Source organism: Paenibacillus sp. Z6-24 (genome assembly GCF_054161335.1).
This window is the reverse complement of record NZ_CP096398.1, coordinates 4,234,591-4,261,091: the sequence shown is the minus strand read 5'-3', so window position 1 is coordinate 4,261,091 and position 26,501 is coordinate 4,234,591. Positions and strand designations below refer to the sequence as shown.

Annotated in this window: 24 protein-coding genes; 19 read left to right on the top strand and 5 right to left on the bottom strand. The window is 51.7% G+C overall.

All coding sequences use genetic code 11. From position 1 onward, the window contains the following. The first annotated feature begins 11 nt into the window (after nt 1–11). The 7 genes from rbsK to M1D61_RS18420 all read left to right on the top strand — a co-directional run bounded on the left by rbsK (nt 12) and on the right by M1D61_RS18420 (nt 6,939). Nucleotides 12–926, top strand: coding sequence for a ribokinase (rbsK, locus tag M1D61_RS18450; RefSeq protein ID WP_458120062.1), 915 nt, complete (start codon nt 12–14; stop codon nt 924–926). Beyond that, the gene (gene rbsD / locus M1D61_RS18445; protein WP_458120061.1) at nt 926–1,339 is read left to right on the top strand and encodes a D-ribose pyranase; all 414 of its coding nucleotides are present in this window, start codon (nt 926–928) and stop codon (nt 1,337–1,339) included. Before rbsK ends, rbsD begins: the two co-directional genes overlap by 1 nt. Before the next feature lie 60 nt (nt 1,340–1,399). Then, a complete protein-coding gene (locus tag M1D61_RS18440) occupies nt 1,400–2,881 on the top strand; it encodes a sugar ABC transporter ATP-binding protein (RefSeq protein WP_458120060.1) in 1,482 nt (493 codons plus the stop codon). A gap of 1 nt (nt 2,882) precedes the next feature. Then, entirely contained in the window at nt 2,883–3,851 is a 969-nt protein-coding gene (gene rbsC, locus M1D61_RS18435; protein ID WP_458120059.1) for a ribose ABC transporter permease RbsC, read from the top strand. A 35-nt stretch (nt 3,852–3,886) separates the two neighbouring features. Then, nucleotides 3,887–4,813, top strand: a complete 927-nt coding sequence (rbsB, locus tag M1D61_RS18430) for a ribose ABC transporter substrate-binding protein RbsB (protein ID WP_458120058.1) — start codon at nt 3,887–3,889, stop codon at nt 4,811–4,813. 251 nt (nt 4,814–5,064) lie between these two features. Beyond that, complete coding sequence (locus tag M1D61_RS18425; RefSeq protein WP_458120057.1) at nt 5,065–5,943, top strand: aminoglycoside 6-adenylyltransferase; 879 nt, start codon at nt 5,065–5,067, stop codon at nt 5,941–5,943. 96 nt (nt 5,944–6,039) lie between these two features. Beyond that, nucleotides 6,040–6,939, top strand: coding sequence for an arginase family protein (locus M1D61_RS18420; RefSeq protein WP_458120056.1), 900 nt, complete (start codon nt 6,040–6,042; stop codon nt 6,937–6,939). 83 nt (nt 6,940–7,022) lie between these two features. Here the strand turns inward: M1D61_RS18420 and M1D61_RS18415 are convergent, their stop codons facing one another. Then, nucleotides 7,023–8,081, bottom strand: coding sequence for a hypothetical protein (locus M1D61_RS18415; protein ID WP_458120055.1), 1,059 nt, complete (start codon nt 8,079–8,081; stop codon nt 7,023–7,025). 217 nt (nt 8,082–8,298) lie between these two features. Between M1D61_RS18415 and htpG the strand changes: the two genes are divergently transcribed. Next, a complete protein-coding gene (gene htpG, locus M1D61_RS18410; protein WP_458120054.1) occupies nt 8,299–10,200 on the top strand; it encodes a molecular chaperone HtpG in 1,902 nt (633 codons plus the stop codon). 241 nt (nt 10,201–10,441) lie between these two features. On the opposite strand, the gene M1D61_RS18405 is transcribed toward htpG, so the two are convergent. Next, the gene (locus M1D61_RS18405) at nt 10,442–11,497 is read right to left on the bottom strand and encodes a sugar ABC transporter substrate-binding protein (protein ID WP_458120053.1); all 1,056 of its coding nucleotides are present in this window, start codon (nt 11,495–11,497) and stop codon (nt 10,442–10,444) included. Nucleotides 11,498–11,524: 27 nt separating this feature from the next. Next, nucleotides 11,525–13,231, bottom strand: coding sequence for a methyl-accepting chemotaxis protein (locus M1D61_RS18400; protein WP_458120052.1), 1,707 nt, complete (start codon nt 13,229–13,231; stop codon nt 11,525–11,527). Nucleotides 13,232–13,608: 377 nt separating this feature from the next. On the opposite strand from M1D61_RS18400, the gene M1D61_RS18395 reads away from it, so the two are divergent. From M1D61_RS18395 to M1D61_RS18360, 8 genes are all read left to right on the top strand, one after another. Further along, complete coding sequence (locus M1D61_RS18395) at nt 13,609–14,193, top strand: bifunctional transcriptional activator/DNA repair enzyme AdaA (RefSeq protein WP_458120051.1); 585 nt, start codon at nt 13,609–13,611, stop codon at nt 14,191–14,193. 63 nt (nt 14,194–14,256) lie between these two features. Beyond that, the gene (locus tag M1D61_RS18390) at nt 14,257–14,886 is read left to right on the top strand and encodes a flavin reductase family protein (protein ID WP_458120050.1); all 630 of its coding nucleotides are present in this window, start codon (nt 14,257–14,259) and stop codon (nt 14,884–14,886) included. A 251-nt stretch (nt 14,887–15,137) separates the two neighbouring features. Then, complete coding sequence (locus M1D61_RS18385) at nt 15,138–16,319, top strand: ABC transporter substrate-binding protein (protein WP_458120049.1); 1,182 nt, start codon at nt 15,138–15,140, stop codon at nt 16,317–16,319. A gap of 107 nt (nt 16,320–16,426) precedes the next feature. Further along, the gene (locus M1D61_RS18380) at nt 16,427–18,265 is read left to right on the top strand and encodes an ABC transporter permease (protein ID WP_458120048.1); all 1,839 of its coding nucleotides are present in this window, start codon (nt 16,427–16,429) and stop codon (nt 18,263–18,265) included. Between the two features lies 1 nt (nt 18,266). Further along, complete coding sequence (locus tag M1D61_RS18375) at nt 18,267–19,409, top strand: ABC transporter ATP-binding protein (RefSeq protein ID WP_458120047.1); 1,143 nt, start codon at nt 18,267–18,269, stop codon at nt 19,407–19,409. Between the two features lie 82 nt (nt 19,410–19,491). After that, nucleotides 19,492–20,262, top strand: a complete 771-nt coding sequence (locus tag M1D61_RS18370; protein WP_458120046.1) for a PHP-associated domain-containing protein — start codon at nt 19,492–19,494, stop codon at nt 20,260–20,262. A 131-nt stretch (nt 20,263–20,393) separates the two neighbouring features. Next, nucleotides 20,394–21,230 (top strand): MurR/RpiR family transcriptional regulator, encoded by an 837-nt coding sequence (locus tag M1D61_RS18365; RefSeq protein WP_458120045.1) that lies wholly within the window; start codon nt 20,394–20,396, stop codon nt 21,228–21,230. Nucleotides 21,231–21,393: 163 nt separating this feature from the next. Beyond that, complete coding sequence (locus tag M1D61_RS18360) at nt 21,394–22,008, top strand: DUF6707 family protein (RefSeq protein WP_458120044.1); 615 nt, start codon at nt 21,394–21,396, stop codon at nt 22,006–22,008. Nucleotides 22,009–22,079: 71 nt separating this feature from the next. On the opposite strand, the gene M1D61_RS18355 is transcribed toward M1D61_RS18360, so the two are convergent. Beyond that, nucleotides 22,080–22,616 carry a hypothetical protein gene (locus tag M1D61_RS18355; RefSeq protein WP_458120043.1) on the bottom strand — a complete coding sequence of 179 codons (537 nt, stop codon included), beginning with the start codon at nt 22,614–22,616 and terminating at the stop codon, nt 22,080–22,082. Nucleotides 22,617–22,735: 119 nt separating this feature from the next. Beyond that, nucleotides 22,736–23,953 (bottom strand): hypothetical protein, encoded by a 1,218-nt coding sequence (locus M1D61_RS18350; protein ID WP_458120042.1) that lies wholly within the window; start codon nt 23,951–23,953, stop codon nt 22,736–22,738. Between the two features lie 331 nt (nt 23,954–24,284). On the opposite strand from M1D61_RS18350, the gene M1D61_RS18345 reads away from it, so the two are divergent. The 3 genes from M1D61_RS18345 (at nt 24,285) to M1D61_RS18335 (ending at nt 26,404) form a co-directional block, all read left to right on the top strand. Further along, nucleotides 24,285–24,782 carry a HEAT repeat domain-containing protein gene (locus M1D61_RS18345; protein WP_458120041.1) on the top strand — a complete coding sequence of 166 codons (498 nt, stop codon included), beginning with the start codon at nt 24,285–24,287 and terminating at the stop codon, nt 24,780–24,782. 119 nt (nt 24,783–24,901) lie between these two features. Continuing rightward, entirely contained in the window at nt 24,902–25,165 is a 264-nt protein-coding gene (locus M1D61_RS18340) for a NifU N-terminal domain-containing protein (protein ID WP_046215996.1), read from the top strand. A gap of 279 nt (nt 25,166–25,444) precedes the next feature. Then, entirely contained in the window at nt 25,445–26,404 is a 960-nt protein-coding gene (locus M1D61_RS18335) for an MraY family glycosyltransferase (RefSeq protein ID WP_458120040.1), read from the top strand. Nucleotides 26,405–26,501 lie beyond the last annotated feature (97 nt).

Genomic DNA, 26,501 nt, shown 5'->3' with positions numbered 1-26,501 from the left:
GGAATCTTATCATGTCTCAATCTCAACATACATTATCATCTTCTGCCAAAGCCAAAATCTGCGTGATCGGCAGCTGCTCGATGGATCTGGTCGTTACGTCTTCCCGGCGGCCGGGTGCAGGTGAGACGGTACTGGGAGAAAGCTTCAAAACGGTACCTGGCGGCAAAGGAGCCAATCAGGCCGTAGCTGCGGCACGTCTGGGCGCGGAAGTAACCATGATCGGCCGGGTAGGCGATGATCACCTGGGCGAAGCGATTTTACAAAACTTTAAAGAAAATCATGTGAATACTGATTATATGGAACCGGTTACAGATATGGAGAGCGGTACTGCCCATATTATTCTGGCCGAAGGAGACAACAGCATCATCGTGGTCAAGGCTGCCAATGATCATGTCACACCGGATTATGTAGCCAAGGCGGTTGAAGTCATTCAGAGTTCGGATATGGTCATGATCCAGCAGGAGATCCCCGAAGAGACGGTCGCTTATGTAAGCGAGATTTGTGCAAAAGCGAATGTACCGCTGCTGCTGAATCCGGCTCCTGCACGTCATGTGAGTGAAGCGGTGATTAACAATGTCTCTTATATTACGCCGAATGAGCACGAAGCTGCGGTTCTTTTTGAAGGACTGACCCTGCAGGAAGCACTTCGTCAACAGCCGAACCGTCTGTTTGTGACTGAGGGCAGCAACGGAGTTCGTTATTACGATGGTGAGCAGGAAGTAGTCGTACCGACTTACAAAGTGGAAGCGGTAGATACCACCGGAGCAGGAGACACATTTAACGCGGCTTTTGGCGTGGCGCTTGCAGAAGGCCAGTCACTGCAGGATGCTCTGCGTTTTGGTAATCGCGCAGCGTCTCTCTCTGTCACCAAATTCGGTGCTCAAGGCGGAATGCCAACACGCCAGGAAGTGGAGGAACAACTGTAATGAAGAAAAGTGGAATCCTGAACAGTCATATCGCCAAAGTACTCGCAGATCTCGGACATACGGATTATATTGTGATTGCCGATATCGGATTGCCAGTCCCGGAGGGAGTGCCAAAGATCGATCTGGCACTCACCTATGGTGTACCAAGCTTCCGGGATGTGGTACAGGCCATCGCCGCAGACATGGAGATCGAGCAGATTACGATCGCCGAGGAGATGATCGGACAGAACCGGGAGACTTTTACCTATATGCAAAGGGCATTCGGCAATATTCCATTGTCGACATGCAGTCATGAACAGTTCAAGCGTCACAGCCAGCAGGCCAAAGTGATTATCCGCACCGGTGAGTCCAGACCGTATGCCAACTGCATTTTGCATGCGGGGGTATATTTTGGAGCTGAAGCACAGCAGTAGCGGCAATAGGTAACCGGTTACAGAAATAAGAAGGCAGCAGATTCAAAGGAGGCATTGTATATGCAGATTCAGATGAATGGTATTTACAAATCCTTCGGTACAAACCAAGTTTTGAGCGGGGTTGATTTTGATCTCCGTCCAGGCGAAGTTCATGCACTGATGGGTGAAAATGGAGCGGGCAAATCAACGTTGATGAACATTTTGATAGGTCTGCATGAGCGTGATCAGGGAACGATTATGATCGACGGTGAGGAGACATATTTTGATAATCCCAAAGTGGCCGAGCAGAAAGGGATCGCTTTTATCCACCAGGAGCTGAATATCTGGCGCGATATGACGGTGCTGGAGAATTTATTTATCGGCAAAGAGATGACTTCCAAATGGGGCTTGCTCAACAACAGACAAATGAAAACGTTAGCAAAAGAGCAGTTCCGCAAACTGGCTGTCGATCTTCCTCTGCAGGGCGAAGCGGGAGACTGTTCCGTCGGCCAGCAGCAGATGATTGAGATCGCCAAAGCGCTGATGACCGATGCCAAAGTAATCGTAATGGATGAGCCGACGGCGGCGCTCACCGAACGCGAGATTCAGAAGCTGTTCGAAGTGATTGCATCCCTCAAAAAAGAAGGCGTCTCGATCGTCTATATCTCGCACCGGATGGAAGAGATTTTCGCGATTTGTGACCGGATTACGATTATGCGGGATGGCAAAACGGTAGATACCAAGGAGATTCCGCATACCAACTTTGATGAAGTCGTGAAAAAGATGGTCGGACGCGAGCTGACCGAGCGCTACCCGGTACGATCTCCGCATCCCGGCGAAGTGATCCTGGAAGTGAAGGAAGCGAGCAAAAAAGGCCAGTTTCGTAATGTGAGCTTTAACGTACGTGCGGGAGAGATCGTCGGCTTCTCCGGTCTGATGGGTTCGGGACGGACCGAGATTATGCGCACCCTGTTCGGTCTTGATACGCTGGACAGCGGCGAAATATGGATACGCGGCAAAAAAGTGACTATTCGCAGACCGGATGATGCGGTCAAGCACGGAATCGGCTTTATTACCGAAGATCGCAAGGATGAAGGTCTGGTACTGGACTTCTCCATTCGTGAAAATATGGCGCTGCCCAATCTGTTCAGCTTCTCGTCCAAAGGATTTATTTCCGGCAAAAAAGAAGCCGAATTCGTCGATACACTGATCAAGCGGCTGCAGGTCAAAACGCAGTCGGCCGAGACGCCCGCTCGCAGCCTCTCCGGCGGTAATCAGCAAAAAGTCGTTATCGCCAAATGGATCGGTATCGGACCAAGTCTGCTCATTCTGGACGAACCGACCCGCGGAGTCGATGTGGGCGCCAAGCGTGAAATCTATCAGTTGATGAATGAACTGACCGATCGCGGGGTCGCCATCATCATGGTGTCTTCCGAACTGCCGGAGGTGCTGGGCATGAGTGACCGGATCGTGGTCGTTCATGAAGGACGAATCAGCGGGGAACTGTCCAGCCAGGACGCTACCCAGGAAACTATTATGACGCTAGCTACAGGAGGACAGTGATATGTCAACGATAACCAAACCAAAATCAGAGAAAAACTTCAAATTATCCAATGTTACACAGAAGCTCGGTCCATTGCTGGGATTCATTATTCTGGTCATTATTGTATCGGTATTGAACCCCGGCTTCTTGGAACCGCTTAATATTTTGAACCTGCTGCGTCAGGTTGCGATTAATGCATTGATTGCATTTGGTATGACCTTTGTTATTTTGACTGGCGGTATCGACTTGTCGGTCGGCTCGATTCTGGCGCTATCCAGTGCGTTTGTAGCGAATCTGATGCTGGCAGGCGTGGACCCGATTCTGGCGATCATTATCGGCTGTGCCGCAGGTGGCGTGATGGGTATGGTGAACGGACTCATGATCACCAAGGGCAAAATGGCACCATTTATCGCCACACTGGCGACGATGACCATCTTCCGCGGACTGACGCTTGTCTACACCAACGGTAATCCGATCACGGGGCTCGGCGACAGCATGGCATTCCAGCTGTTCGGACGCGGTTATTTCCTCGGCATTCCGGTGCCGGCGATTACGATGGCGATTGCTTTTATCATCCTATGGGTGATCCTGCACAAAACGCCTTTTGGTCGTAAAACGTACGCAATCGGCGGTAACGAGAAAGCGGCGATTGTATCCGGTATCAAGGTACCACGTGTCAAAATCATGATTTATTCGCTGGCTGGTGCATTATCCGCACTCGCCGGGGCAATCCTGACTTCCCGTCTTAATTCGGCACAGCCGACAGCAGGTACATCATACGAGCTGGATGCGATTGCAGCGGTAGTGCTCGGCGGCACGAGTCTGTCCGGCGGACGCGGACGCATTGTCGGTACGCTGATCGGTGCGCTCATTATCGGTACACTAAACAACGGTCTGAATCTGCTGGGTGTATCTTCGTTCTACCAGATGGTCGTCAAAGGGATCGTTATCGTCATCGCTGTATTAATCGATCGCAAAAAGTCGGCATAACCGATAGATTTTAAAAAGGAAAAGAGGAATCAGGCATGAAAAAAATCGTACCTTTACTGGCCGCTGTCATGATCGTTGTGCTGCTCTCCGGCTGCTCCCTGCAGCCGCCGGAATGGGCCAAATCGGAAAAGTCGGCCAAACCCGGTGAAATCAAAATCGGACTATCCATTTCCACACTGAACAATCCATTTTTCGTATCGCTCAAAGACGGTGTCATGAAGGAAGCGAAAAAGCTGAATATCGAAGTGATCGTCGTTGATGCACAGAATGACTCGGCGAAGCAAAGCAATGATGTCGATGATCTGATGCAGCAGGGTGTGGATGCGCTGCTGATCAACCCGACCGATTCCGCCGCCATCTCGGCAGCTGTGCAATCGGCGAACGGACTGGATATTCCGGTCGTTACGCTGGACCGCTCTGCAGATAAGGGCGATGTCAAAGCGCTGGTCGCTTCGGACAATGCCAAAGGCGGCAAAATGGCAGCCGAATACATCGTCAAGGAACTTGGCAAAGATGCCAAAGTCATCGAGCTGCAGGGCGTACCGGGCGCTTCCGCTACCCGTGAACGCGGTAAAGGATTCCACGATGTAGCCGACAAGGAACTGGATGTCGTCGCCAGCCAGGCGGCAGACTTTGACCGTACCAAGGGTCTGACCGTGATGGAGAATCTGCTGCAGGGTAATCCGGATGTACAGGCCGTATTCGCTCACAATGACGAGATGGCACTCGGTGCGATCGAAGCGATCCAGAGCTCCGGCAAGGACATTCCCGTGATCGGATTCGACGGCAACGAAGACGCGCTGAATTCGATTAAGGAAGGCAAACTGACCGCTACCGTAGCCCAGCAGCCCGAACTGATCGGACAAATGGCTGTAGATGCCGCGCGCGATGTGCTGCAGGGCAAAACGGTCGAGAAGTCGATCCCTGCTCCGCTGAAGCTGGTGACCAAGGAAAATCAGTAAGCCAAGTTAATGCGTCAACCTCCAACATGAATGTAAAAGACAGTTCTTCCCTATCGATTCCCCGGTCCTGGCGCTTTGAACAGCGTTCGGATTGGGGAACTTTTTCCATTATTAAGAGGAATATTAACTCTTTGTTGAAAAGATATTAATTCTTCCATAACCGATACCCATCTCCGTCCATGTTAGGTATAATTTAACAATATCCATTTGTACATCATTCTGACAGACGCAAAGAAAGGAACCTGATAACGATGCGCAATAACCAGCAAATGATGGATCTGATCCTGAACTATGCCCGTAATGATGAGCGCATCCGGGCTGTCGCCATGAACGGTTCCCGGGTGAATGAGAATGCACCAGAAGATCCTTTTCAGGATTATGATGTGGTGTATCTGGTTACGGATGTGGATTCCTTTACCTCGGATCATAGCTGGGTGGATTATTTTGGCGAGCGGCTGATCATGCAGATTCCGGATAATTCTACATCGGATCCGCCTCATCCCAGCGGCAGCTTTGCCTATCTGATGCTGTTCGCCGATGGCAACCGGATCGATCTGCGGCTGCTGCCAATTCAGCAGTGTGAAGCCTATCTGCAGGAGGACAAGCTCACGGTCTTGCTGCTGGACAAGGATGGAAGCATACCGGCTCTGCCGGAACCGACAGATGAAGACTACCGGGTGATGCAGCCGACAGCTGTCCAATTTGCGGAGTGCTGCAATGAATTCTGGTGGGTATCCACCTATATTGCCAAAGGGCTGTGGCGGCGCGAGATTTTGTACGCGCTTGAACATCTGGACAGGTATGTACGCCCGATGCTGATCCGGATGCTGTCCTGGCAGGCAGGAGATCGGCATGGGTGGCAGATCAGCATCGGCAAAAGCGGCAAATATCTGGATAAGTATGTATCGGCAGAGGATTGGCAGGCACTGCTGGCTACGTACTCCTGTGCAGAGGAGGAGTCTGTCTGGCAGGCGGTATTTGCAACGATCGATCTGTTCAGCCGAACGGCCCGGCAGGTGGCTTCCTGTCTGGGACTGGAATATAATAGGGAAGAAGAAGGAAATGTAACTGCCCATCTGCGTCATATAGCGGGATTACCGCATGATGCCATACGCATTTATCCGGACTGATTACATATACAGGCGAGGATTCCGAACAGACTGAACGTTACAGGTTACGGTACAAGTTACGGAAGAGATTCGCCCCATAGAGAGAGGAATACCACAATGAGAATGCGAGCAATTGATATTTTTGAATTTCCCACCAATCTGGGACTGCGGCAGCAAAACCCGGATCACGAACCGGGTGTCAACCGGATGCCGGAATGGCTGCATCAACACGAGCTTCATGAACGGCTGCAGGCCGAGCAGGTATTTCGATTGGAACCACCGGCTTATGGGATGGAACAGGATGAGCTTTCAGGCATACTGAATATGGAGGCTGCTTCGGATTATGCGATTCGCCAGGCACAGCTGATGAGCCGCCAGCTGGAGCGGGACAGCTTCAAGCTGATCCTCGGCGGTGACTGCAGCATACTGATCGGCAGTACACTGGCCCTGAAGCAGCGAGGCAAATATGGTCTGTTCTTCCTGGATGGCCATACGGATTATATAACGCCTGATCTCTCGCAGACCGGAGGCATTGCCGGGATGGATCTGGCGATTGCTGCCGGAGTAGGCGATGAGCGGCTGACCAATCTGGAACAGTGCAAGCCCTATGTGGAGCCGCAGCATATCTTCTGTGTCGGCAATCGGGAATATGATCAGGCTTATGTGAAGCCGGTGCTGGAATCGGACGTGCATTATTACGATCTGGCACGCGTGCGCAGCGAAGGCATTCAGCCGATGGTCGAGTCCTTTTTGGCGATGATGAATGAACAGGAACTGGATGGTTTCCTGATCCATCTGGATGTGGATGTGCTGAATGATGCGCTGATGCCAGCGGTCGACAGCCGGCAGCCCGATGGACTGAGTTATGAGGAACTGGCGGAGATACTCATTTCGCTCGTATCCCATCGGCTCGCTGTCGGAATGGAAGTGACCATTCTCGATCCTTCGCTGGATCCGGATGGACAATATACCGCAGCTCTGGTCAATCATTTGACCGATGTGCTGGATCATATGTAACAGCCAAAAAAGACGACAGGTATCAGACTGTCGTCTTTGATTTTATCATGATATGTCATCTGTTGAGTCTTATGGCAGACCCTCTATCCATGGAGCTGTTGGATCACTTTCCAGCGTTGTTCATACTGCTCATGAATACGGCGTATCTGCTGGTCATGCAAAATAGTCTGGGCGATATTGCGCTCCAGCATGGCAACTACACGGATCTGTTCGGCGATCTGTTGCACCCGGGTGATCCGCTCATCGGTGGATGGCGCGATCTTCCGGTACGATTCCCGGATGGCACTCCAGCTGCGCACACTTTGCCGAAAAGCATTCAAAATAAATTTCAGCGTTTCTCCTGCCGCCGGATCTGTGAGATGTTCGAGCAGCAGCAGGAACTGAATCCGTGCTTGCATCACCAGCAGCATCTCCAGCTGCAGATGCTCTTCGGCCTCCGATACGGCAGTGGCAGCATGCTGTTGTTCCAGTTGATCCAGTTCGACCAGCCGCTCGGCCAGCACATCCATCGAATCAAAGACCGGGATGCTGCCATCTTCATGCCCGAGATTACGCCGGGCGCACTGGATCAGCAAAGTATACGGATCAATGGCAGCTGACGGAGCACTTTCCGCTGATGGTATAAAGGTAATCAGATCGCCGGTAAATCCGGCTTCAAACTCTGCAAATGGCTGCGCATGATTTTGTGTCAGATAGGCTACATCAGTGCAGCGCAGCTGATGGGATAATTCATCATGGTGGGTCACAATATAGAAATGGGCATTATGTAGCTGCTGATAATCCTTTTTGAGCCAAGAGCAGCAAAAGGTATCGCCCTTGACAAGTACAGGACGCTGCTGCCGGCTTTCCTGCTGAATGATCTCCAGTGCCTGCTGGGCAGACTGATTCCGGTGAATCCGGTGCTGCAGCCGGCTGGCCCCAAGAATCTGCTCATATGTAGTGTGATACGCTCTTGCTTCCTGTCCGAGCGCCTGATATTCCAGCGGCACATGAGCCTGATACTCAGGGAAGGTCCAGGCATGGGCAAAAGCCTGCAAATAGCCGCGGTTAAAATAAGAGGCAATCGTCGCCATGTTGCCGATCAGATTCGCCCGTTCAAAGCCGGGCAGAGGCTTCAGCAAAAAGCTGTAATCGTTCGACATCAATCGAATCCTCCTTCGTGTTGTTCCTTATCATTATATAATAGTTCAGTTAATTAATGAAATGATGCCCGCGGCTCACTTAACATTGACATCCAAAATAAGGGTGTGATATATAAAAGATAGGGTTTAGCACTCTATTCATACGAGTGCTAAATTAACGGATTGGAAGCAAGTGCATAAGCACTTACATATACTCATGAAGGGAGCAATAATCGTTATGACGAAAAAGCAATTTCAGGCAGAATCCAAGCGTCTGCTGGAGATGATGATTAACTCGATCTACACACACCGGGAGATTTTCCTGCGGGAGCTGATCTCCAACGCAAGTGATGCCATCGACAAGATCTACTACAAGGCACTGACCGACGATCAGCTCACATTCAACAAAGAGGACTACTTTATTAAGATTACACCGGATAAAGCCGCCAGAACCCTCACAATTACCGATACAGGAATCGGAATGACCGAAGAGGAACTGGAGAACAATCTGGGTATCATCGCCAAGAGCGGCTCGCTCGCTTTCAAAAAAGAAAACGAAGCCCAGGATGGTCACAATATTATCGGGCAATTCGGGGTCGGCTTCTATGCAGCCTTTATGGTAGCGGATGAAGTGACTGTTATTACGCGTGCACTGGGCAGTGACCAGGCATATCGCTGGTATTCCAATGGAGCGGACGGTTACACGATTGAACCGGCGGACAAGGATACTGTAGGTACCGATATTATTCTGAAAGTAAAAGAAAACACCGAAGATGATCAGTATGATGAGTATCTGGAAGAATACCGTCTGCGCGCGATCATCAAGAAATATTCCGACTTTATCCGTTATCCGATCAAGATGGATATTACCAGCAGCCGTCCGGCCGAGAAGCAGGAAGGCGATGCGGAAGACAAAGCACCGGAATATGTGGATTATACCGAAGAACAGACCGTCAACAGCATGATCCCGATCTGGCGCAAAAACAAAAGCGAACTGACTGACGAGGACTACAACAACTTCTATCAGGAGAAACGCTATGGCTTTGACAAGCCGCTCAAGCATGTGCATATCAGTGCCGACGGTGCTGTCGTATACAATGCGATCCTGTTTATCCCGGAAAATACACCGTTCGATTATTACACTAAAGAGTACGAAAAAGGGCTTGAACTGTACTCCAACGGCGTACTGATCATGGACAAATGTGGGGACCTGCTGCCGGATTACTTCAGCTTTGTCAAAGGGATGGTTGATTCCGAAGACCTGTCGCTCAACATCTCCCGCGAACTGCTGCAGCATGACCGCCAGCTGAAGCTGATCGCCAAAAACATCAAAAACAAGATCAAATCGCAGCTGCAGAGCATGATCCGTGACGAGCGTGAGAACTATGAGAAGTTCTACACTTCCTTTGGCCGCCAGCTCAAGTTCGGTGTGTACAATGACTACGGCATGCATAAGGACGATCTGCAGGATCTGCTGATGTTCCATTCATCCAAAGAGAAGAAGCTGGTTACGCTGGATGAGTACGTATCCCGTATGCCGGAAGATCAGAAGTATATCTACTATGCAGCCGGTGATTCCATTGAGCGCATCGAGAAGCTGCCGCAGACCGAGATGGTCTCCGATAAAGGCTACGAAATTCTGTATCTGACCGACGATATCGACGAGTTCGCACTCAAAGTCATCGCTGCCTATAAGGAAAAAGAATTCAAATCCGTATCCAGCGGCGACCTTGGCATCGAGCCGGACGAGAAGGATGAAGCGGCACAGGCAGAGGAAAATGACAATAAAGAGCTGTTCGAAGCGATGAAAGAAACGCTGGGCGGCAAAGTGAAAAATGTTAAAGCATCCAAACGCCTCAAATCCCATCCGGTCTGCCTGTCCACCGACGGCGAACTGTCGATCGAGATGGAGAAAATCCTGCAAATGATGCCAAACGGACAGGATGTCAAAGCAGAGAAAGTACTGGAAATCAACGTCAACCACGACGTATTCCAATCCCTGAAAAAAGCGTATGAAGGCGACAAGGAGAAGCTGGGCCTGTACACCAACCTGCTGTACAACCAGGCGCTGCTGATCGAAGGACTGCCGATTCAGGACCCGGTTGAATTTACGAATGATATTTGCAAAGTGATGGTGTAAGCCTCACCTGATCAGCTATCGTGCAGCAAAAGAATCGCTGACTGTGCTATACCGAAAATGATCAACAAAAAAATCGCTGATCGCTCCATAACAGAAACGATCAACGATCATTCCACGAACTAATTTGGAAACCACAAAAAGACCGAAGTCTGCAAATGCAGTTTCGGTCTTTTTGTGGTTTGTGTTTTATGATGGGTGATGTATCAACAGCAGACCTTTTGGGCACAAAAGCTGTAATAATTTATTTCGTACCGTAAATGTCGGCTTCCTTGAGATAGTCATCCTTGATGACGGTATCACGGATATTGTCTGCAGTCACAGCGGTAGGCTCCAGCAGGATGGAAGGGACGTCGATTTTGCCGTTATTTACCTGGCTGGTCGTCTGGATGGCTGTCCCCTGTGCTACCTGCAGTGCCATATCGGCAGCCTGTTTGGCGATGGCTGTGATCGGCTTGTAAATGGTCATCGCCTGAGTACCTTTGGCAACGCGCTGTACACCGGCGAGTTCGGCATCCTGTCCGGATACGGGTACACCGCTGACACCTGCGGCCTGCAGTGAATTAATGACCCCGCCGGCTGTTCCGTCATTGGCTGCGACGACCGCATCGATCTTGTTGCCGTTTTGCTGGAGGGCAGAGGCCATATTTTTCTGTGCAGTGGCGGGGTCCCAGCCTTCGGTGTACTGATCGTACACGAGGCGAATATCGCCTTTGTCGATCAAAGGTTGCAGTACGCTCATGGCACCCTGGCGGAACAGGATGGCATTATTGTCGGTTTTGGCACCGCCGATATAGGCATAGCTGCCGGTCGGCTGACGTTTGACGATTTCCTGTGCTTGCATTACGCCAACCTTCTCGTTATCAAAAGACACATAGTAGTCCACATCCGCATTTTTGATCAACCGGTCATAGGAGACGACTTTGATTCCGACGGCGTGGGCTTTTTCGACGATAGCAGCGGATTTCTCGGCATCATGCGGCACAACGACGAGCACATCGACCCCTTCATGGATGAGCAGTTCAGCTTGCTTGAGCTGTACATCGTCCAGCCCGTTGGCTGCGAGCGTCTTGACCCGGCCGCCCTGATCCTGAATGGCTTTCTCGAACAGCGCTTTGTCTTTGTACCAGCGCTCTTCTCTGAGTGTATCGAGAACGAAGCCTACATAAGGCTTGTCGTCCGGCGTCAATTTGACCTTGGCAGGGTCGGCAGTCGGAGCAGCCGGTGCCGGTCCGCAGGCGGTCGACAGTACGGCAGTGGCAAGCAGCAGCGTTCCGAGCAGTGTTTTGGTTTTTCTCATGTTATATCCTCCTGATATCGGCTTCATCTACAGATGGAAGCGTCCGATCATGGTATTCATTCGTTCGACCATTTCCTTGAGCTGCAAGGCGCTGCTGGAGATATGATCGATGGAAGCTTTTTGTTCATGGACGGAAGCTGAGATCTCCTCGGCACCTGCTGCCGACTCTTCGGAAATGGCGGCACTGTTGTTGACCGCTTCATTAATCTGGCTGCTGGCGCTCTGGGCATGCTGTACCGTATCGGAAATGGCACTGACGCGTCCGGTCATGTCTTCAATATACTGCTTGATCTCGGCAAAGTACTGTCCGGTGATCTCGATCTTCTGCGTGCCTTCGGATACTTCTGCATAGCCCTGCTTCAGTTCCTGGGACATGACGGTAGATTGTTCCTGAATGTCGCTAATCACGCCAGTAATATCTTCGACCGAGCGGGAGACTTCTTCCGACAATTTGCGGATTTCTCCGGCGACGACCGCGAAGCCTTTGCCGGCTTCACCTGCGCGTGCGGCTTCAATGGAAGCATTCAGCGCCAGCAGGTTGGTCTGCTTGGCAATCGATTTGATCACATCGGTAATTTCCGTAATGGAATGCGTTTTGGCTTCGAGACTGGCTACTTTATCTACAGATTGGTTCATGACTTGATTGATCACGCTCATCTGTTCCAGGGAGGCTTTCATCTGATGGTCGCCTTTGATGGAAGCATTCAGCGCTTCACCGGAGAAGGTAACCAGCTCTTCGCTGTGCGCGCGGGCACGATCGAGACGTCCGCTGAACTCGTGTGTACTTTCGGCAATTTCTGTTGTTTCGTTTGCCTGGCTGCTGGCTCCGGAAGCAAGTTCCTCGATAGTGATGGCAATCTGTTCGCTGCTTTCTTTAACTCTGCCGGATACATCGGATAATGCGGTCCCGTGAGTATCCATTTCCACAGCGAGTACCTGCACTTCACGGATCATATTTTGCAGGGAAGTACCCATTCGGTTAATCGAGTCGGACAGCAGCCCGATCTCGTCATTGCCGGTATAGAGGAGCGGTTCATTATTCAGCTGACCTTCGGCGATACGGTCGCTCGCCTGAACGACCTTGTTCAATTCCCGGTTGATGCGGCGGCTGATCACATACATCAGGACAAAGCCGATTACAATAGAGGTGATTCCGGATACGACGAGCAAGGTGACGGTAGTGGTCATGCCTTTTTTGGTCTGCTCGATGGATTGGCCGCTCTCCCGGCTGGCGACTTCCTTGAGCTGATTGCCGGCTTCCATCGTTTGTGCTTTCAGCTGCTCGGCTTCTGTCTGAAGTTTGCTGAAGCTCTGTGTATTGATATTTTGTACATTGGGAACGATGGTACTGAAGAAGTATTGATCCAGCTTGTCATTGTTCTCCAGGATCTGATTAAATGCCTGCATCTGTTCGGCACTGAGCAGCGTTTTGGCTTGCTTGGCGGTCTCCGTGAATTTCATGCTGTCATCCAGATAGTCGGATAAAATCCGATCCTCGGACAGTAATATATATTCAGGAATATGATTATATTTCTGGTTGTACAAAGACAGCAGCTCGGATATATTCATCGCTCCCCAACTCTTCATACTGGATGTCTCCATTGTCTTCCGGGCGTTCTGCAGTACCGTATAGGTGGCTGCAACAGATGCCAGGAAAATAACCGATACCAGAGCGAAAATAAGCATATATTTCATACCGATTTTAAGATTGCTCCATTTCCATTGTGTAATCAAACTGATTCCCCCTGATCTAGTAATACTTAACATAAAATGTAATTACATATTTTATATCGGTCATAAGGAGCAGGGACTAAATAGCTAAGCGAGCTATAAAAGAGTAAGCAAGCAGCTAAAAGGTAACGCTTGCATTAAAATGGTGACAGGACAAGTCGGAGTCTGATTTTTATGAAAATACATAAAGAGAAGTAACCAATTCAGAAGCAAAAAAGCGTAAAATGAATTATGAAATGAAACCGAGGTACTTTTTCCATATTTTTTATAAAAAGAGATTAGTAGAATAGATTTGCCAAGCGGCAGAGTCATTTGAACGTTATACAAGACAGCTCAATGTATTTCAACAATTAGGCAGCAAGATTGGAAGGAGAGATCATATGTCTAACCATAACGGCCTGGAATTAACAGAAACCTACTGGCAGGCGATCATCCGTAATGATGCCTCTTACGACGGTATTTTCTTTTACGCTGTCCAAACGACCCGCATTTTCTGCAGACCGTCCTGCAAATCACGTATGCCCAACCGGGAGAATGTAGCGGTCTTCCAAAATGGACAGGAAGCGCTGGATGCCGGATTCCATGCCTGCAAAAGATGTCAGCCGGATCAACTGCAGCCGCCGCGGACCGAATGGGTTGAAGATGTGGCCCTGCTGATCGAACAGCGTTATGCAGAAAATTGGAGTCTGGATGATCTGTCCCGGGAAGTCAGTGTAAGCCCATTTCATTTGCAGCGCTCCTTCAAGGAACTCAAAGGCAGCTCTCCCGCCGAATACCTCCAGTCCATACGTTTGCAGCAGGCGGCAGAGCTGCTGCAGAAGACGCAGAAGACCGTTTCTGAAATCGGCATGGATGTAGGTTTCCAGAACCCTGCCTATTTTGCCACCCTGTTTAAGAAGAAAAATGGCCGGACTCCTACCGCCTATCGGCTGCAGATGTACAGCAGCAATGAACAAGCAAGATAACAAAAGACGGATCACTCTCGCCTCTTTTATACTGGGCATAACCTGTTACAGAGGAGTGATCCCATGCACCAAACTATCGATCCAAGCATACTGTATTTCGGCACACCGGTTGTACTGATCAGCACCCTGAATGAAGACGGAACCCCTAATCTGGCACCCATCTCATCGATCTGGTGGCTGAACCATTCCTGCATGATCGGCATGTCCAGCCGCTCCCAGACGATGCTGAATCTGCAAAGAGAGCAGCAGTGCGTATTGAACCTTCCTTCCGCCGACCAGGTCGATGCAGTCGACCGTCTGGCGCTTACAACCGGCAGAACGCCAGTACCCGAATACAAAGCAACGATGGGCTACATACACGAACCCGACAAATTCACCGGCGCCGGCCTGCACCCGCTGCAAGCCGATCAGGTCAACGCCCCAAGAGTACAGGAATGCCCTGTGCAGCTGGAAGCCATCGTCGAACAAATCCATGCCTTTGACAATAAGGGCACCGGCCATATCAACGCCGTAGAGTTGCGAATCGCCAAGGTACATATCGAGGAATCCCTGCTCATGCCCCCTCGCAACCATATCGACCCTGACCGCTGGAAGCCGCTGATGATGAACTTCTGCGAGTTCTACACCCTTGGAGAAAAGCTGCATCCATCCCGCCTGGCCGTTCCTTTCATGAACAGCCACGATCCATCGTAATTCCGAAGCGACCATGACTCCCTCAATACCGAGGCAGCCTGCGGTCGCTTTTCTTTTTCTTTTTTCTTTTTTTTTTTTTGAAAAAAAATTATCAAAATAAAATAGAAAGATAATTTTTTACCAAAACCTTCCCCTTCGTTAATCATCTTCTTACACTTCCCCCCTAATATGAATAAAGAAAGCGGCGCACGGCAAGCTGAAGGACAGCAATGCCGGAGGATGCCATTTATCATGTATTCCAGGAGGAATTTATGAAAAACGGATCAATAAATCACCAATGGATCAAACCTGCAGGCTTGCTGTCTCTGCTGCTCGTGCCTGCTCTGCTGTTATCGGCCTGTGGCAATACAGGAACCGAAGCGGCGGCGAACGGACAGGCGGCTCAGACGATAACGACGAATGAAACGGCGGACCAGCTGTACGCCCAGGCCAAGCAGGAGGGCAAGGTAGTCGTGTATTCCACATCCGGCCGGGCCAATGATGCCGCCGAGACCTTTATGAAAAAGTACCCCGGCGTCAGAGTCGAAGTGAGCAAAGTCAAATCCGACGAGATGATGGATAAAGTCACCAATGAACAGGATGCCGGACAGTTCAACCCGGATGTGATCATCACCAAGGAAGTGAGCGGAGCGGTCGGCAAGGAAATGGTCGAACAGGGACGTTATCTCAAATACCTGCCCGATGATATCGCGCCCAAAGTCGACGAGCCTTACCGCACCAAAGCGCCGGGGTATGCCAACTACGCCGAATTCCGCACGATCTTTTACAATACCGACTATTACAAAAAGACTCCCGTCACCAACTGGTGGGACCTGACCACGCCGGAGTTCAAGAACAACATATATGTCGCCGATCCGCTCAGCTCGCCGGCTTTTATGGATCTGTTCACCACGATGGTCATACATAGCGATGATATGGCTGCCGCCTACAAGCAAAAGTTCGGCAAGGATATTCAGCTCAGCGGTACGGAAAATGTCGGCTATGAATTCATACGTCAGCTGTTCGCCAACGGACTCACCGTCCTCAAGGGCAGTGACGATGTACTGGATGCGATCGGCAAAACGCCGAGCGGTGCAGTGGGTATTGCTGTCTCCGGCGATGTGTCCAAAGTCGAGGAGAATGGCTGGGATGTGAAGCCGATCTACGATATCCAGCCGAAGACGTCAGTAGCGGATTCCGGATATCTGTACATTGCCAACAAAGCGCCGCATCAGGCCGCCGGCAAGCTGTTTATCCGCTGGATGATGGGCGAGCAGGATGGTAAGGGCGAAGGTCTGGCTGCCTTTAACGAAGTGGGATCATGGGTACCGCGTTCGGATGTGAAGACCAAGAACCCGATCGGCTTTGAACAGCTGAACCTCTGGGATTACGATGCGGACACACTGTATATGACTTCACCAAAAGTACGCGACTTCTGGATTCAGCAAAAATAATCAAAGTCTGACGAAGCTGCACCGTGGATCAGCGTGATCGCTGCCATTGCTGCAGCTTCATAGCTTCAATCCTACAAACTCAAAATACAAAAGAAGGAGGGAGCCGGATGTCCAGCAAGTCATTGTCCCCCATCTCTCTGAAACGAAACCGGAGTCGTCTGTGGAATCAGGTGACTGGCTGGCTGCGCAATCCGGTGAACCTGATCGGTACAATAGGGCTGCTGTTTCTCGCCTATACGATTATCTGGCCGGTGGTGGAGATTCTGATCGCCACCTTCATCTGGAAGCAGCAGGATATGCGGATTACCGCAGCAGCGAATCCGGGGCATTTTACGTTTTATCACTGGCAGCGGGTGCTGGCGAGTGACATCAGTTCGTCCCTGTTTTACAAGCCGATTCTGCATGCATCGGCGGTAGCGCTGAGTGTATCGGTCATCTCGATGGTGCTCGGCTGTGGTCTGGCCTGGCTGGTCACCCGTACCGATCTTCCTTTCAAAAAAGGCATTACCTTTCTGGCGGTCATTCCGTATCTGCTGCCATCCTGGGTTATTGCACAGGCATGGCTGACTTTTTTCAAAAATGAAAAGATTGGCGGGACGCCGGGAATTCTGCAGTCGCTCACCCATATGAGCACGCCGGACTGGCTGGCATACGGATTCGTGCCGATCGTGGCGTCGCTATCGATCCATGACAGTGTGTATTTTTTCCTGCTGGTCGGCGCGGCGCTCAGTTCGATGAACAGCCAGCTGGAAGAGGCGGCGAGTATGAGCGGAGCGGGCCGATTCCGGATATTGCGCAGAATTGTATTTCCGCTGATGCTGCCGGCGATTCTCTCGGGATTTATTCTTACCTTTACCCGGGCGATCAGTTCGTACGGGGTACCGGCCATTCTCGGTACGCCGGTCGATTTCTATATGATCTCGACGATGCTGTATTCGAGTATGCGTGCTCGGCTGACGACAGAAGCGCATGTGCTCAGTCTGATGCTGATGCTGATCTCGATGCTGATGATCTATATGAACCACCGGATCGTCGGCCGCCAGCGCAGCTTTGTTACTGTCACTGGCAAGGACAGCCACAAGACCGTTATGCCGCTGGGGCGTCTGCGCCGTCCGCTGGCAGGGATCACAGTCATGCTTATGACGCTGGTGTCGGTCGTACCGCTGCTTATTTTGCTGCTGCAGACATTTATGCTGCGCGAAGGCGTGTATACGGCGGATAACTGGACATTGCATTACTGGATCGGCGGCTCGGTGAGCGGGATCAATTCCGGTGAAAAGGGCGTACTGCACAATCCGATCTTCCTGCTGGCACTGCGCAATTCGCTCTGGATTGCGGCCATCTCGTCGGTAATCGCTGCCGTGGTCGGTCTGATTCTCGGTTATGTGGCGGCCAGAGGCAAACAGACGTGGATCGGGCGTATGGTCGATCAGGTCTCCTTTTTCCCATATCTGATTCCGGGAATTTCGCTGTCCGCCATCTATATTACGATGTTTGCCAAGCCGCATTTTATCGTGCCCGCGCTATATGGTACGGTCTGGCTGATTATTTTGATTACCGTCGTTAAGGAACTGCCTTTTACCGTCAAGGCAGGCAGTGCGTCGGTCATGCAGATTGGCGGAGAGCTGGAGGAATCGGCCCAGGTGAGCGGGGCTTCCTGGTGGACCCGGTTTCGCCGAATTCTGCTGCCGCTGAACCGCAAAAGTCTGCTGTCCGCCTTTTTGCTCGTATTTATCGGGGCGATGAAGGAGACGGAGCTGATCATCATGCTGGTTACGCCGCGTACGGAGACACTGACGACATTAACATTTGAATATGTGGAAAAAGGCTACACCCAGCTGACCAATGTGGTGCTGATGATTATGATTGCGATTGTGATTCTGGTCTATTATCTGGCCACCCGATACGGCAAGGCAGATCTGACCACAGGGATTGGAGGACAATAATATGAATGCGATTGAACTGCAGGGAATCCGCGTCGATATGGGCCGCAAAAGCATACTGAAGGGCATCGATCTGACGATTGAGCAGGGGGACTTTATGACCTTTCTCGGGCCTTCCGGCTGCGGCAAGACGACGCTGCTGCGCACGATTGCCGGTCTGCAAAAAGCAGATGGTGGCACGATTGTGCTGCACGGTCAGGAGGTAGCCAATGGAGAGACCGCGTACCATATGGACCCGGCCAAGCGCGGACTGAGTCTTGTGTTCCAGAGCTATGCCCTGTGGCCGCATATGTCGGTCTATGAGAATGTGGCATTCGGTCTGCAGGTGCGCCGCCAGTCCAGAACCGAGATTCGTGAAAAGGTCACCGCCGCCCTGGAAAAAGTACGCATCGCCGATCTGGCCGAACGTTATCCGGGCGAGCTGTCCGGCGGGCAGCAGCAGCGGGTTGCGATTGCGAGAGCGATTGTGACCGAGCCGCAGGTGCTGCTGCTGGATGAGCCGCTATCCAATCTGGATGCCCGTCTGCGTGTGGAGATGAGAGCAGAGCTCAAGCGGCTGCACCGGGAGCTGGGCGCGACGATTATCTATGTTACGCATGACCAGCAGGAAGCGCTGACCCTGTCGACGCGGATTGCGGTGTTTTTTGAAGGGGAGATTGTGCAGCTGGATCGACCGCAGGTGCTGTATCGCAGACCGGCTACGCTGCAGGTAGCCGATTTCTTCGGTAGTGGCGGCATGGATACGAATCATCTGGGTGCCGAGCTGATCGCGGCGGATGGCGGGCGGGTGTACCTGAGTTCGCCGGTCTGCTCCTTTCCGCTGGAAGGCATTACATTGACGGAGACGATGCCAGTCATTTTGACGATCAAGCCGGAGCATATCCAGCTGCATCGCAGCTTTATACCGCATGCGGTGCCGTCTGTCGTCGAAGCTGTCTTCCCGGCAGGTGCCGAAACGCTGGTGAAGCTGATGACCGATGGCAGTGAACTGAGTGCCCGTGTGCTCGGGGATGCCGAATACAGCTGCGGCGAGACGGTGTATATGACGCTGAATCCTGAATATATGAATATATACAACCGGGATAGCGGCCGTCTGCTGACGGATATCCGCCCGGTAATGCCGACCCGGGAAATGGTTCGGGCCTGAGCATACCGAGAAGAACGGGAAGCAGCACCTCTAGCTGAAATGATGCACCTAATCGAATTTTAATTTTATGGAGGAACCTATCATGAGAATCGACTTTCATATTCACGCCAAATTATCCAAGAAAACAGACTTTTCACTGGAGCACTTCTATACCATTCTGGATGAAGCCAAAACGCACGGTCTGGATGCGATCATTCTGACCGAGCATTTTAATACCCGCCGGTTTGACGAGGTATATGGTACGCTGGATCAGCATCTGCCGTGCAACGGGCATTATTATGACCGGGATGGATTCCGCATCTTTACCGGGATGGAAGTCGATGTAGCCGAGGGCGGGCATATTCTGGTCAGTGGACCCAGGGAAGCGCTGCTCAAGGTACGTGAGGCACTGGAGAGCTACACTTCGCCAGAGCATTTTATCCCGCTGGAAGGGCTGTTCGATCTGTGTCATCCGGCAGGATTGATGGTCATCGGGGGACATCCGTTCCGCGAGTCCAATCATCTGTACCATGTGGCACCGGAGCTGCTGCGCCGGTTCGATGCCTTTGACCTGAACGGCAAGGATCTGCACGAGATCGGCATTCAGGAAAATATCGCCAAAGTACTCACCCTGGGTGAGCAGCATGATGTGCCGGTCGTCGCTGGCAGTGATGCGCACCAGATGTTCCAGGTCGGCTGTGTGTTTAACGAGCTGCCTGGTACTTATGAGACGGTTGACGAGATTCGTCAGGCGATTCGCGCAGGGCAGTGCCGCCGCAGTATCTCTCCTTCGCTGCATCTGCAGGTACGTGCCGCCAATGCAGTCAAAAAGCTGCTCAAGAAGAAGGTAGAAGTTACCGATTCGCCGAATTGAATCTTATTCCGGCAGCAGCTGCAGTACATTTACGTTATCCTGAATAAAAGCAGCACACCAAAAGCCGACTTGCACCGTCCATACTGGACTGGCCAAGCCGGCTTAATGAACAGAAAGCAGAGGGCCGCATCATGGAACTTACTTTTGCCAGTAACAGGCTGTCCCGTAGTCACCAGCGGGTCGCCGATTATATTATCAAAAATATCGAGGGTATTCCATTTATGGTAGAGGAAGATATCGCGGCAGCCTGCAAGGTCAGCGTCTCAACCGTCTCCCGCTTCTGGGCGGAGATTGAATGCCGCAATCTCAAGGAATTCAAGCACAGGGTCCAGAAGGAGGGACTGGTCTCTCCGTCGCGCAAGCTGCAGTCTGCCTTTGACCGGATGGAGGAGCAGGGTAATGCTTCCGCGCAGATTATGGATACGACTGTCTATCTGCAGCAGACTGCCGATCGGCTGGAGCAGGATGTATTCAACCGGGCCGTGCAGTATCTGGTGGAAGCGGACACGGTGCATATCTATGGTCCCGGCTCTGCTCGCTCGCTGGCTGTACTGCTGGAATTCCGACTGAACCGGTTCGGCAATCATGTACGCATGATGGACTATGGCGGTCATGAACTGCTGGGGTCCTTTATCCATATGAAAGCAGGCGATGCGGTCGTACTGTTCGGATTTGTCGCGGAGTCGCCGGAGCTGGCGTCGCTGCTCGATTATGCCCGCGAAGCAGGCTGCTACACGATTCTGGTAACCGACCTGGCAGTCAGTGATATGCGGCAAAAGGCCGATGTGGCGCTTTATACTGCCAGAGGCGAAGTATGGGAATTCCACTCCATGGCTGCGCCGCTCGTGCTTCTGGAGACGCTGATCGTCGCTGTCGGCAAATCGCAGGAACAGGAAGCACTCCACCGCAGCGAAGAACTGCACCGGCTGCGTCAGCAGTACGGCAAATGGCTGCCCAAGCAGGTCTGAATCTGATCCATCGTCCGAATAGATCAAGCAGTGGACGATAACGGCAGACGACAACATCAATACAGCCAATTGCACGAGAAGAGTCTGTCAGCAAAGACAGGCTCCTGTATACTGGATACAGTATGTATATCAATCCCATTTTGCGAGGAGGCATCCCTATCTTATGAAGCTCAAGGAAGCACTATCCATTATCCACGGCGATACCGAAGCTGCCGACTATCTGTCCCGTACACCAGCCCGCGCCAGACGCACGGCCAAGGGCGAACTGGAGACCTGCGTCCGGCTCGGCTGGCTGCTGTATGTTACCGGTGAACCGGAAGCGGCAGGCCGGCTGATCGAGCCGCTGACAGCCGTTTCTTTTGAAAACAACTATGATCACTGGACATGGATCGAGTACGCGCTGGTTCTGCAGGTGCAGCTATCTGCGGGGGCAGCGGACGAAGAAAAGGTCCGCCAGCAGGCTATATCCGCAGTCGAACAGGCTGTGCAGACCGGCGAAGAATCGATTGTGCAGGTAAAACAAAAAGTGCACGGCCGCTTCCTGAGAGGAGAGACCCTGCACCCTGAAAATATAGAAAAGGCGGTTCAGGACAAAGACGATATTCGCGAAGCCAACTATCGGCTCATTCATCTGATGGAGCTGAGCAAGCTCGCTGTACTGGGCGGCTCAACAGAATATCCGGCAGAGCAGGCTGCCCGTGAAGCTGCAGAGCAGCAGGCACGCATCCGTCAGATTGCCGAACAGCACGGACGAGCAGAACTGGACCCATTTAAATAAACATATCATTCATGGATTGCAGTCAGTATGCCAGCCCCCTGAATTGCTCGAATGGATCGAGCCGGACTCATTTAAAAAGACATACCGTTCATCCACCGCAGCCAGTCTGCCAGATCTTCGAACTTGCGCTCCTGCTGACTGTAATATCTGTACACCCGCGGTTCGGCCGACTTGTCCTCCGGCCAGACCAGCAGGGTGTACTCTCCATCATCTTCACTTATCACCGACAGTACAGACAGCCGGTCATCCGGGTAGCGTGCCGGTGCGCTGTCTTGTTGGTTGTCCCGCATCGCAGTGATCCATTCACGAAAAGGCTGCCCGTGTATCACTTCTCCCATCTGCATAGGGTCCAGCATATGCTCGCCAAGATCCAGCCAGCTGCCGGCATAGGCAAACCGCTCCAGCAGCTGTGGACTGACTGGCCGCAGGACACCCTTATCCAGTGTCGGAATCTGCTCTGCCTGTATGCCTGGCGCGATCTTCAGCCGGATATGGCTGCGGGCTTCCATTTCAATCATGCCTGTGGATACCAGTTCCTGTACTCTAGCTTCCATGCGTGCAGGGAAATTCATTTTGTACTGATCCAGCAGCTGCGATATAGTCGGCATGCCTGTTCCTCCTCCGATATCTTCATGTTATTTTCCGGTAATCCGATAATCACAAGTCACCTGATCACTGCACAGCTGCTGAGCAGCAAGCTTGCTGCTCGTCCACCAACATCATCTGCTTATTCCACCGATGCATATTTCACAATCACCGCTTCCCGTGTCTGTTCATCATAGGCGACCCACAGTTCATCACCTGCCACGACACCGTACAGCGGCTCAATCGACTGCTCGATCCGGTATTCCACACCGCCGCGCTCTGCCATAATGACAGCCCGCGGGCGTTCGCCGTTCGTACCGCGAAACTGCACTGAACGTACGATGGCGCTACCCTGCTTGCCGCGCAGCAGCGCTGCTTCACGGTTATATTCCTCGACTTTGACGCTGACCGGAATATCCACTTCCGGCTGCAGCATGTCGATCATATGCGGGGGCACAAACTGGCTGTTCAGCCGGGTCACACCGCCGCCTTCAGTTCGGGTGATCAGCTCCAGCAGCATCAACTGGCGATCGTCGATGTGCAGCGGATACTTCTGTACATGAACAAGCTGCCCGGTGATCGCCGTATGATCCTGCTTGCGATATGGAATCGCTTCGCCATAGCTGAATATCCGCACCGTACTGCCAATCTGCAGCAGATTAGCGGTCTCTCCGACCTGGTAAAAGAAACCCGGTGCCTGCACGACAGGTACACGGTATCGCTGACCTGCAGCTTCAAAATGCAGCAGCAGCGCTTCACTCCGGTGGATCGGACCATAGCTGTCGATCTGCTGCAGCACAGCGGATGCAATAACCTCAGGCTCACGGGGAGGCAGATTGTTCTTTTGCTGATCATTTTCGGTTATGAATAGAGCCTTGCCGTTCACCGGATTATAGCTGATCATCACCGGGTCGCCGGTCTTGGGCATATGCAGATAGGAGATGACCTGCCGGATCTCCACCTGTTCGCTGCGTCCTTCATGCATGAAGCTTACCGTGAACCGGATCAGCGGCTGGTCATTGATCTGTGTACCTGTCTCTGCCATCGAGACAATGGTTCCCTGGATCAGGATCCCCTGCTGCAGCTGCTTCTGTCTGCGAAGCGTCAGCAGCTTGATCAGCAGCGGCACACCTATGAAGATCAACAGCGTGATGCCCAGCCAGATCACCGAGTTGATCACGATCGCATTCCACTGTTTGACATAGGCGACAAAGCTTTCTACAGACACCGGATCGGCCTGCTGTGTCTCGGCAGGCAGTTGAAACGTACTCGTATAATCTTTCCATACCAGCACACTCAATATAATGACCGGAATCAGAAAGATAAGACCTGCTAGGGCTGCTGGAACTGCTTTTTTCATTTGCATTCTCCTCGAATAAAGTGGAATACCTGGTATAAATATTATGTAGACATGACCATCATGAACAGCGAAGTGGTATTCTGAACCTGTGCAGATCATTTGCTATAACCCGCTACGTGAATAGACCGGGCGTTACAGGCCATCACTATAAATGTAACATACTTGCCGATCATCTTCCTAAATCGACGCCGGAAGGAGCGCAGCGACGTTATTTTGGCAGATTCGGGGCGCAGATTGTATATTCCGGGAGCGGTCCGGTTATATATATGTTAGTATAGAAGCTGGATAAGAACATTTCCGTATAAGGAAGTACAGAGGAGACCTGAATATTTTGACAACTGAAGATCATTCCAATAAACAATACGAGCTGCCCGAGAATTATAGCGAACTGAAAAAAGCAGCACACCGTACAGCGGACTGGCAGCAGCGCCTGAGTGCCGTAACGGAACTGGGACAGTATGACCAGCCGCCGGTCATTGACCTGCTGCTGCATCTGATGAACAATGACCCGGTAACGGCTGTACGCAGAGAAGCCCACAAGCAGCTGCGCAGTCTCGGTCAGGATGTACAACTGCCGCAGCGTCACAACACAGAGCTGTTCAATCATATGACCAAGACGTTGATCCGTATCAAGAAGAGCCTGCCGCGTGAGCACACGTACGAGGACTTCAAGGACAAGCTGAACAAAATGCGTGCTGATATCTACAATGCCTACGAAGGCGAAAAAGGCGACGAGTTCGACAGCTGGCTGCGCGGCAGATGGGAATCCCTGGATCTGACCCGCAACCCGAAAAAAACACCGAAGCCAAATACCGGCTCCGAGCAATAAGAACAGCTGATTTGCAAATGCAATAGTCTGGCGGCAGAACCGCAGCCGCAGACCCCATCACGGAAGCAGGCAGCATGGCTGCTTTGTATATACCAATCCCACATGTAAAGGAGCTATCCATGGCTATTCAAATTAATGTTCAGACTACCCCTAACCCGAATTCGGTTAAAATCAACGCAGATCGTGCCATCTTTGAGGGAACAGGCAGTACTTCCGTCAAAGCCGGCGACAGCACGGATCATGCACTGGCACAGGCACTGGTTAACATCGACGGTGTCGATAACATTTTTGGGATGCGTGACTTTGTAACAGTCACCAAACTGCCGGATGCGAGCTGGGATGAGATCATGCCGCAGGTAGAACAGATTTTCGAAGAAGCATAATTTATAATCAGATCGGCAGGCCTGTACAGATTACTGTACTGTGCCTACCGGTCCAATCATTCAGCCGGCCTCCTCAGGAGCGCCGGTTTTTTGCTGTGGAGATCCAGATTGGAGTCGCCTTCTTCAGAGGGAACTGCCAATTATGATAAAAATATCATTTTTGCAGCTATTGTAATGGTTTCTTTTTAGGCGTATATGTTATCTTAACTGATAATTATTCGCATCGTAATTCATCTATTTCGAACGGATTAAATGATAACCAGACCATAAGGAGGAACTATGCCATACATTGCTGCTTTTATTCTGTCGTTTGTGTTTGTGCTGATCACGATTCCGATGCTGCGCAATTGGGCGATCCGGCTTGATTTTGTGGATAAACCGCGACCGGACAGCGAGCGCAAGCTGCACAGGGAACCTGTACCGCTGATGGCGGGGATTGCTTTGTTTGGTGGGTTTGCGATCTCGTACATACTGTTTATGGATGCGGGTCTGTGGAAAATGACAGCTGTCATGGCTGGGTCGCTGCTTGTACTGGGGATCGGGCTGGTCGATGACTGGTACAAAGTGAGCCGCCGTGAATTTCCGGCACTGCCGAAAATGATCGTGCAGCTGGCTGCCGCGCTGATTATCTATATGGCCGGTATCCGCTTCTCGGGGTTCTCGAACCCTTTTAATGACCAGTATATTCTGCTGCCGGACTGGCTGCAGCTGATCCTGACGCTGCTCTGGATCTTTGGCGTAACGACTGTCATCAACTTCAGTGACGGCATGGATGGTCTGGCAGGCAGTCTGGCGACGATCTCGGCGGTGACGCTGTTCATCGTGGCGATCACCCAGGGACAGGGCGGATCGGCGATCATGGCGATCAGTCTGGTCGGTGTGGGACTTGCCTATCTGCGGTACAACAAGCCGCCGGCCAAAGTATACATGGGGGATTCGGGAGCGACCTTCCTCGGATTCGTCTTGGCGATCATCGCACTGGATGGCGCCTTCAAGCAGGCGACGCTGCTGTCATTGTTCGTTCCGATTCTGGCATTGGGCGTGCCGATTTTTGATAATATTTTTGTGGTAATCAAGCGTATGCTGAATGGCAAGCCGATCTATGAAGCGGATGCGACGCAGATTCATTACCGTCTGCTGTCGAGCGGCCTGAATCAGCAGCAGGTGCTGCTCGTCCTGTGCCTGATCAGCGTCTGTCTGAGTCTGTCTTCGATTATTCTGGTACTGCTGCCGGTGTAGGTCACATTGTCATCAGACTACGTTGCAGTTCAAAAGTCTCTTCCTGGCGAAGAGACTTTTTTGTTGTATACAGGAGCTGAATAATCAATATCTGTCC

Coding starts and splice junctions, on each gene's coding strand:
- M1D61_RS18395 (WP_458120051.1), top strand. CDS start 13,609: ATGTCTAACCATAACGGCCTGGAATTAACAGAAACCTACTGGCAGGCG.
- M1D61_RS18350 (WP_458120042.1), bottom strand. CDS start 23,953: ATGAAAAAAGCAGTTCCAGCAGCCCTAGCAGGTCTTATCTTTCTGATT.
- M1D61_RS18440 (WP_458120060.1), top strand. CDS start 1,400: ATGCAGATTCAGATGAATGGTATTTACAAATCCTTCGGTACAAACCAA.
- M1D61_RS18385 (WP_458120049.1), top strand. CDS start 15,138: ATGAAAAACGGATCAATAAATCACCAATGGATCAAACCTGCAGGCTTG.
- rbsC (WP_458120059.1), top strand. CDS start 2,883: ATGTCAACGATAACCAAACCAAAATCAGAGAAAAACTTCAAATTATCC.
- rbsD (WP_458120061.1), top strand. CDS start 926: ATGAAGAAAAGTGGAATCCTGAACAGTCATATCGCCAAAGTACTCGCA.
- htpG (WP_458120054.1), top strand. CDS start 8,299: ATGACGAAAAAGCAATTTCAGGCAGAATCCAAGCGTCTGCTGGAGATG.
- M1D61_RS18420 (WP_458120056.1), top strand. CDS start 6,040: ATGAGAATGCGAGCAATTGATATTTTTGAATTTCCCACCAATCTGGGA.
- M1D61_RS18390 (WP_458120050.1), top strand. CDS start 14,257: ATGCACCAAACTATCGATCCAAGCATACTGTATTTCGGCACACCGGTT.
- rbsB (WP_458120058.1), top strand. CDS start 3,887: ATGAAAAAAATCGTACCTTTACTGGCCGCTGTCATGATCGTTGTGCTG.
- M1D61_RS18380 (WP_458120048.1), top strand. CDS start 16,427: ATGTCCAGCAAGTCATTGTCCCCCATCTCTCTGAAACGAAACCGGAGT.
- M1D61_RS18355 (WP_458120043.1), bottom strand. CDS start 22,616: ATGCCGACTATATCGCAGCTGCTGGATCAGTACAAAATGAATTTCCCT.
- M1D61_RS18360 (WP_458120044.1), top strand. CDS start 21,394: ATGAAGCTCAAGGAAGCACTATCCATTATCCACGGCGATACCGAAGCT.
- M1D61_RS18415 (WP_458120055.1), bottom strand. CDS start 8,081: ATGTCGAACGATTACAGCTTTTTGCTGAAGCCTCTGCCCGGCTTTGAA.
- M1D61_RS18370 (WP_458120046.1), top strand. CDS start 19,492: ATGAGAATCGACTTTCATATTCACGCCAAATTATCCAAGAAAACAGAC.
- M1D61_RS18365 (WP_458120045.1), top strand. CDS start 20,394: ATGGAACTTACTTTTGCCAGTAACAGGCTGTCCCGTAGTCACCAGCGG.
- M1D61_RS18405 (WP_458120053.1), bottom strand. CDS start 11,497: ATGAGAAAAACCAAAACACTGCTCGGAACGCTGCTGCTTGCCACTGCC.
- rbsK (WP_458120062.1), top strand. CDS start 12: ATGTCTCAATCTCAACATACATTATCATCTTCTGCCAAAGCCAAAATC.
- M1D61_RS18425 (WP_458120057.1), top strand. CDS start 5,065: ATGCGCAATAACCAGCAAATGATGGATCTGATCCTGAACTATGCCCGT.
- M1D61_RS18340 (WP_046215996.1), top strand. CDS start 24,902: ATGGCTATTCAAATTAATGTTCAGACTACCCCTAACCCGAATTCGGTT.
- M1D61_RS18335 (WP_458120040.1), top strand. CDS start 25,445: ATGCCATACATTGCTGCTTTTATTCTGTCGTTTGTGTTTGTGCTGATC.
- M1D61_RS18375 (WP_458120047.1), top strand. CDS start 18,267: ATGAATGCGATTGAACTGCAGGGAATCCGCGTCGATATGGGCCGCAAA.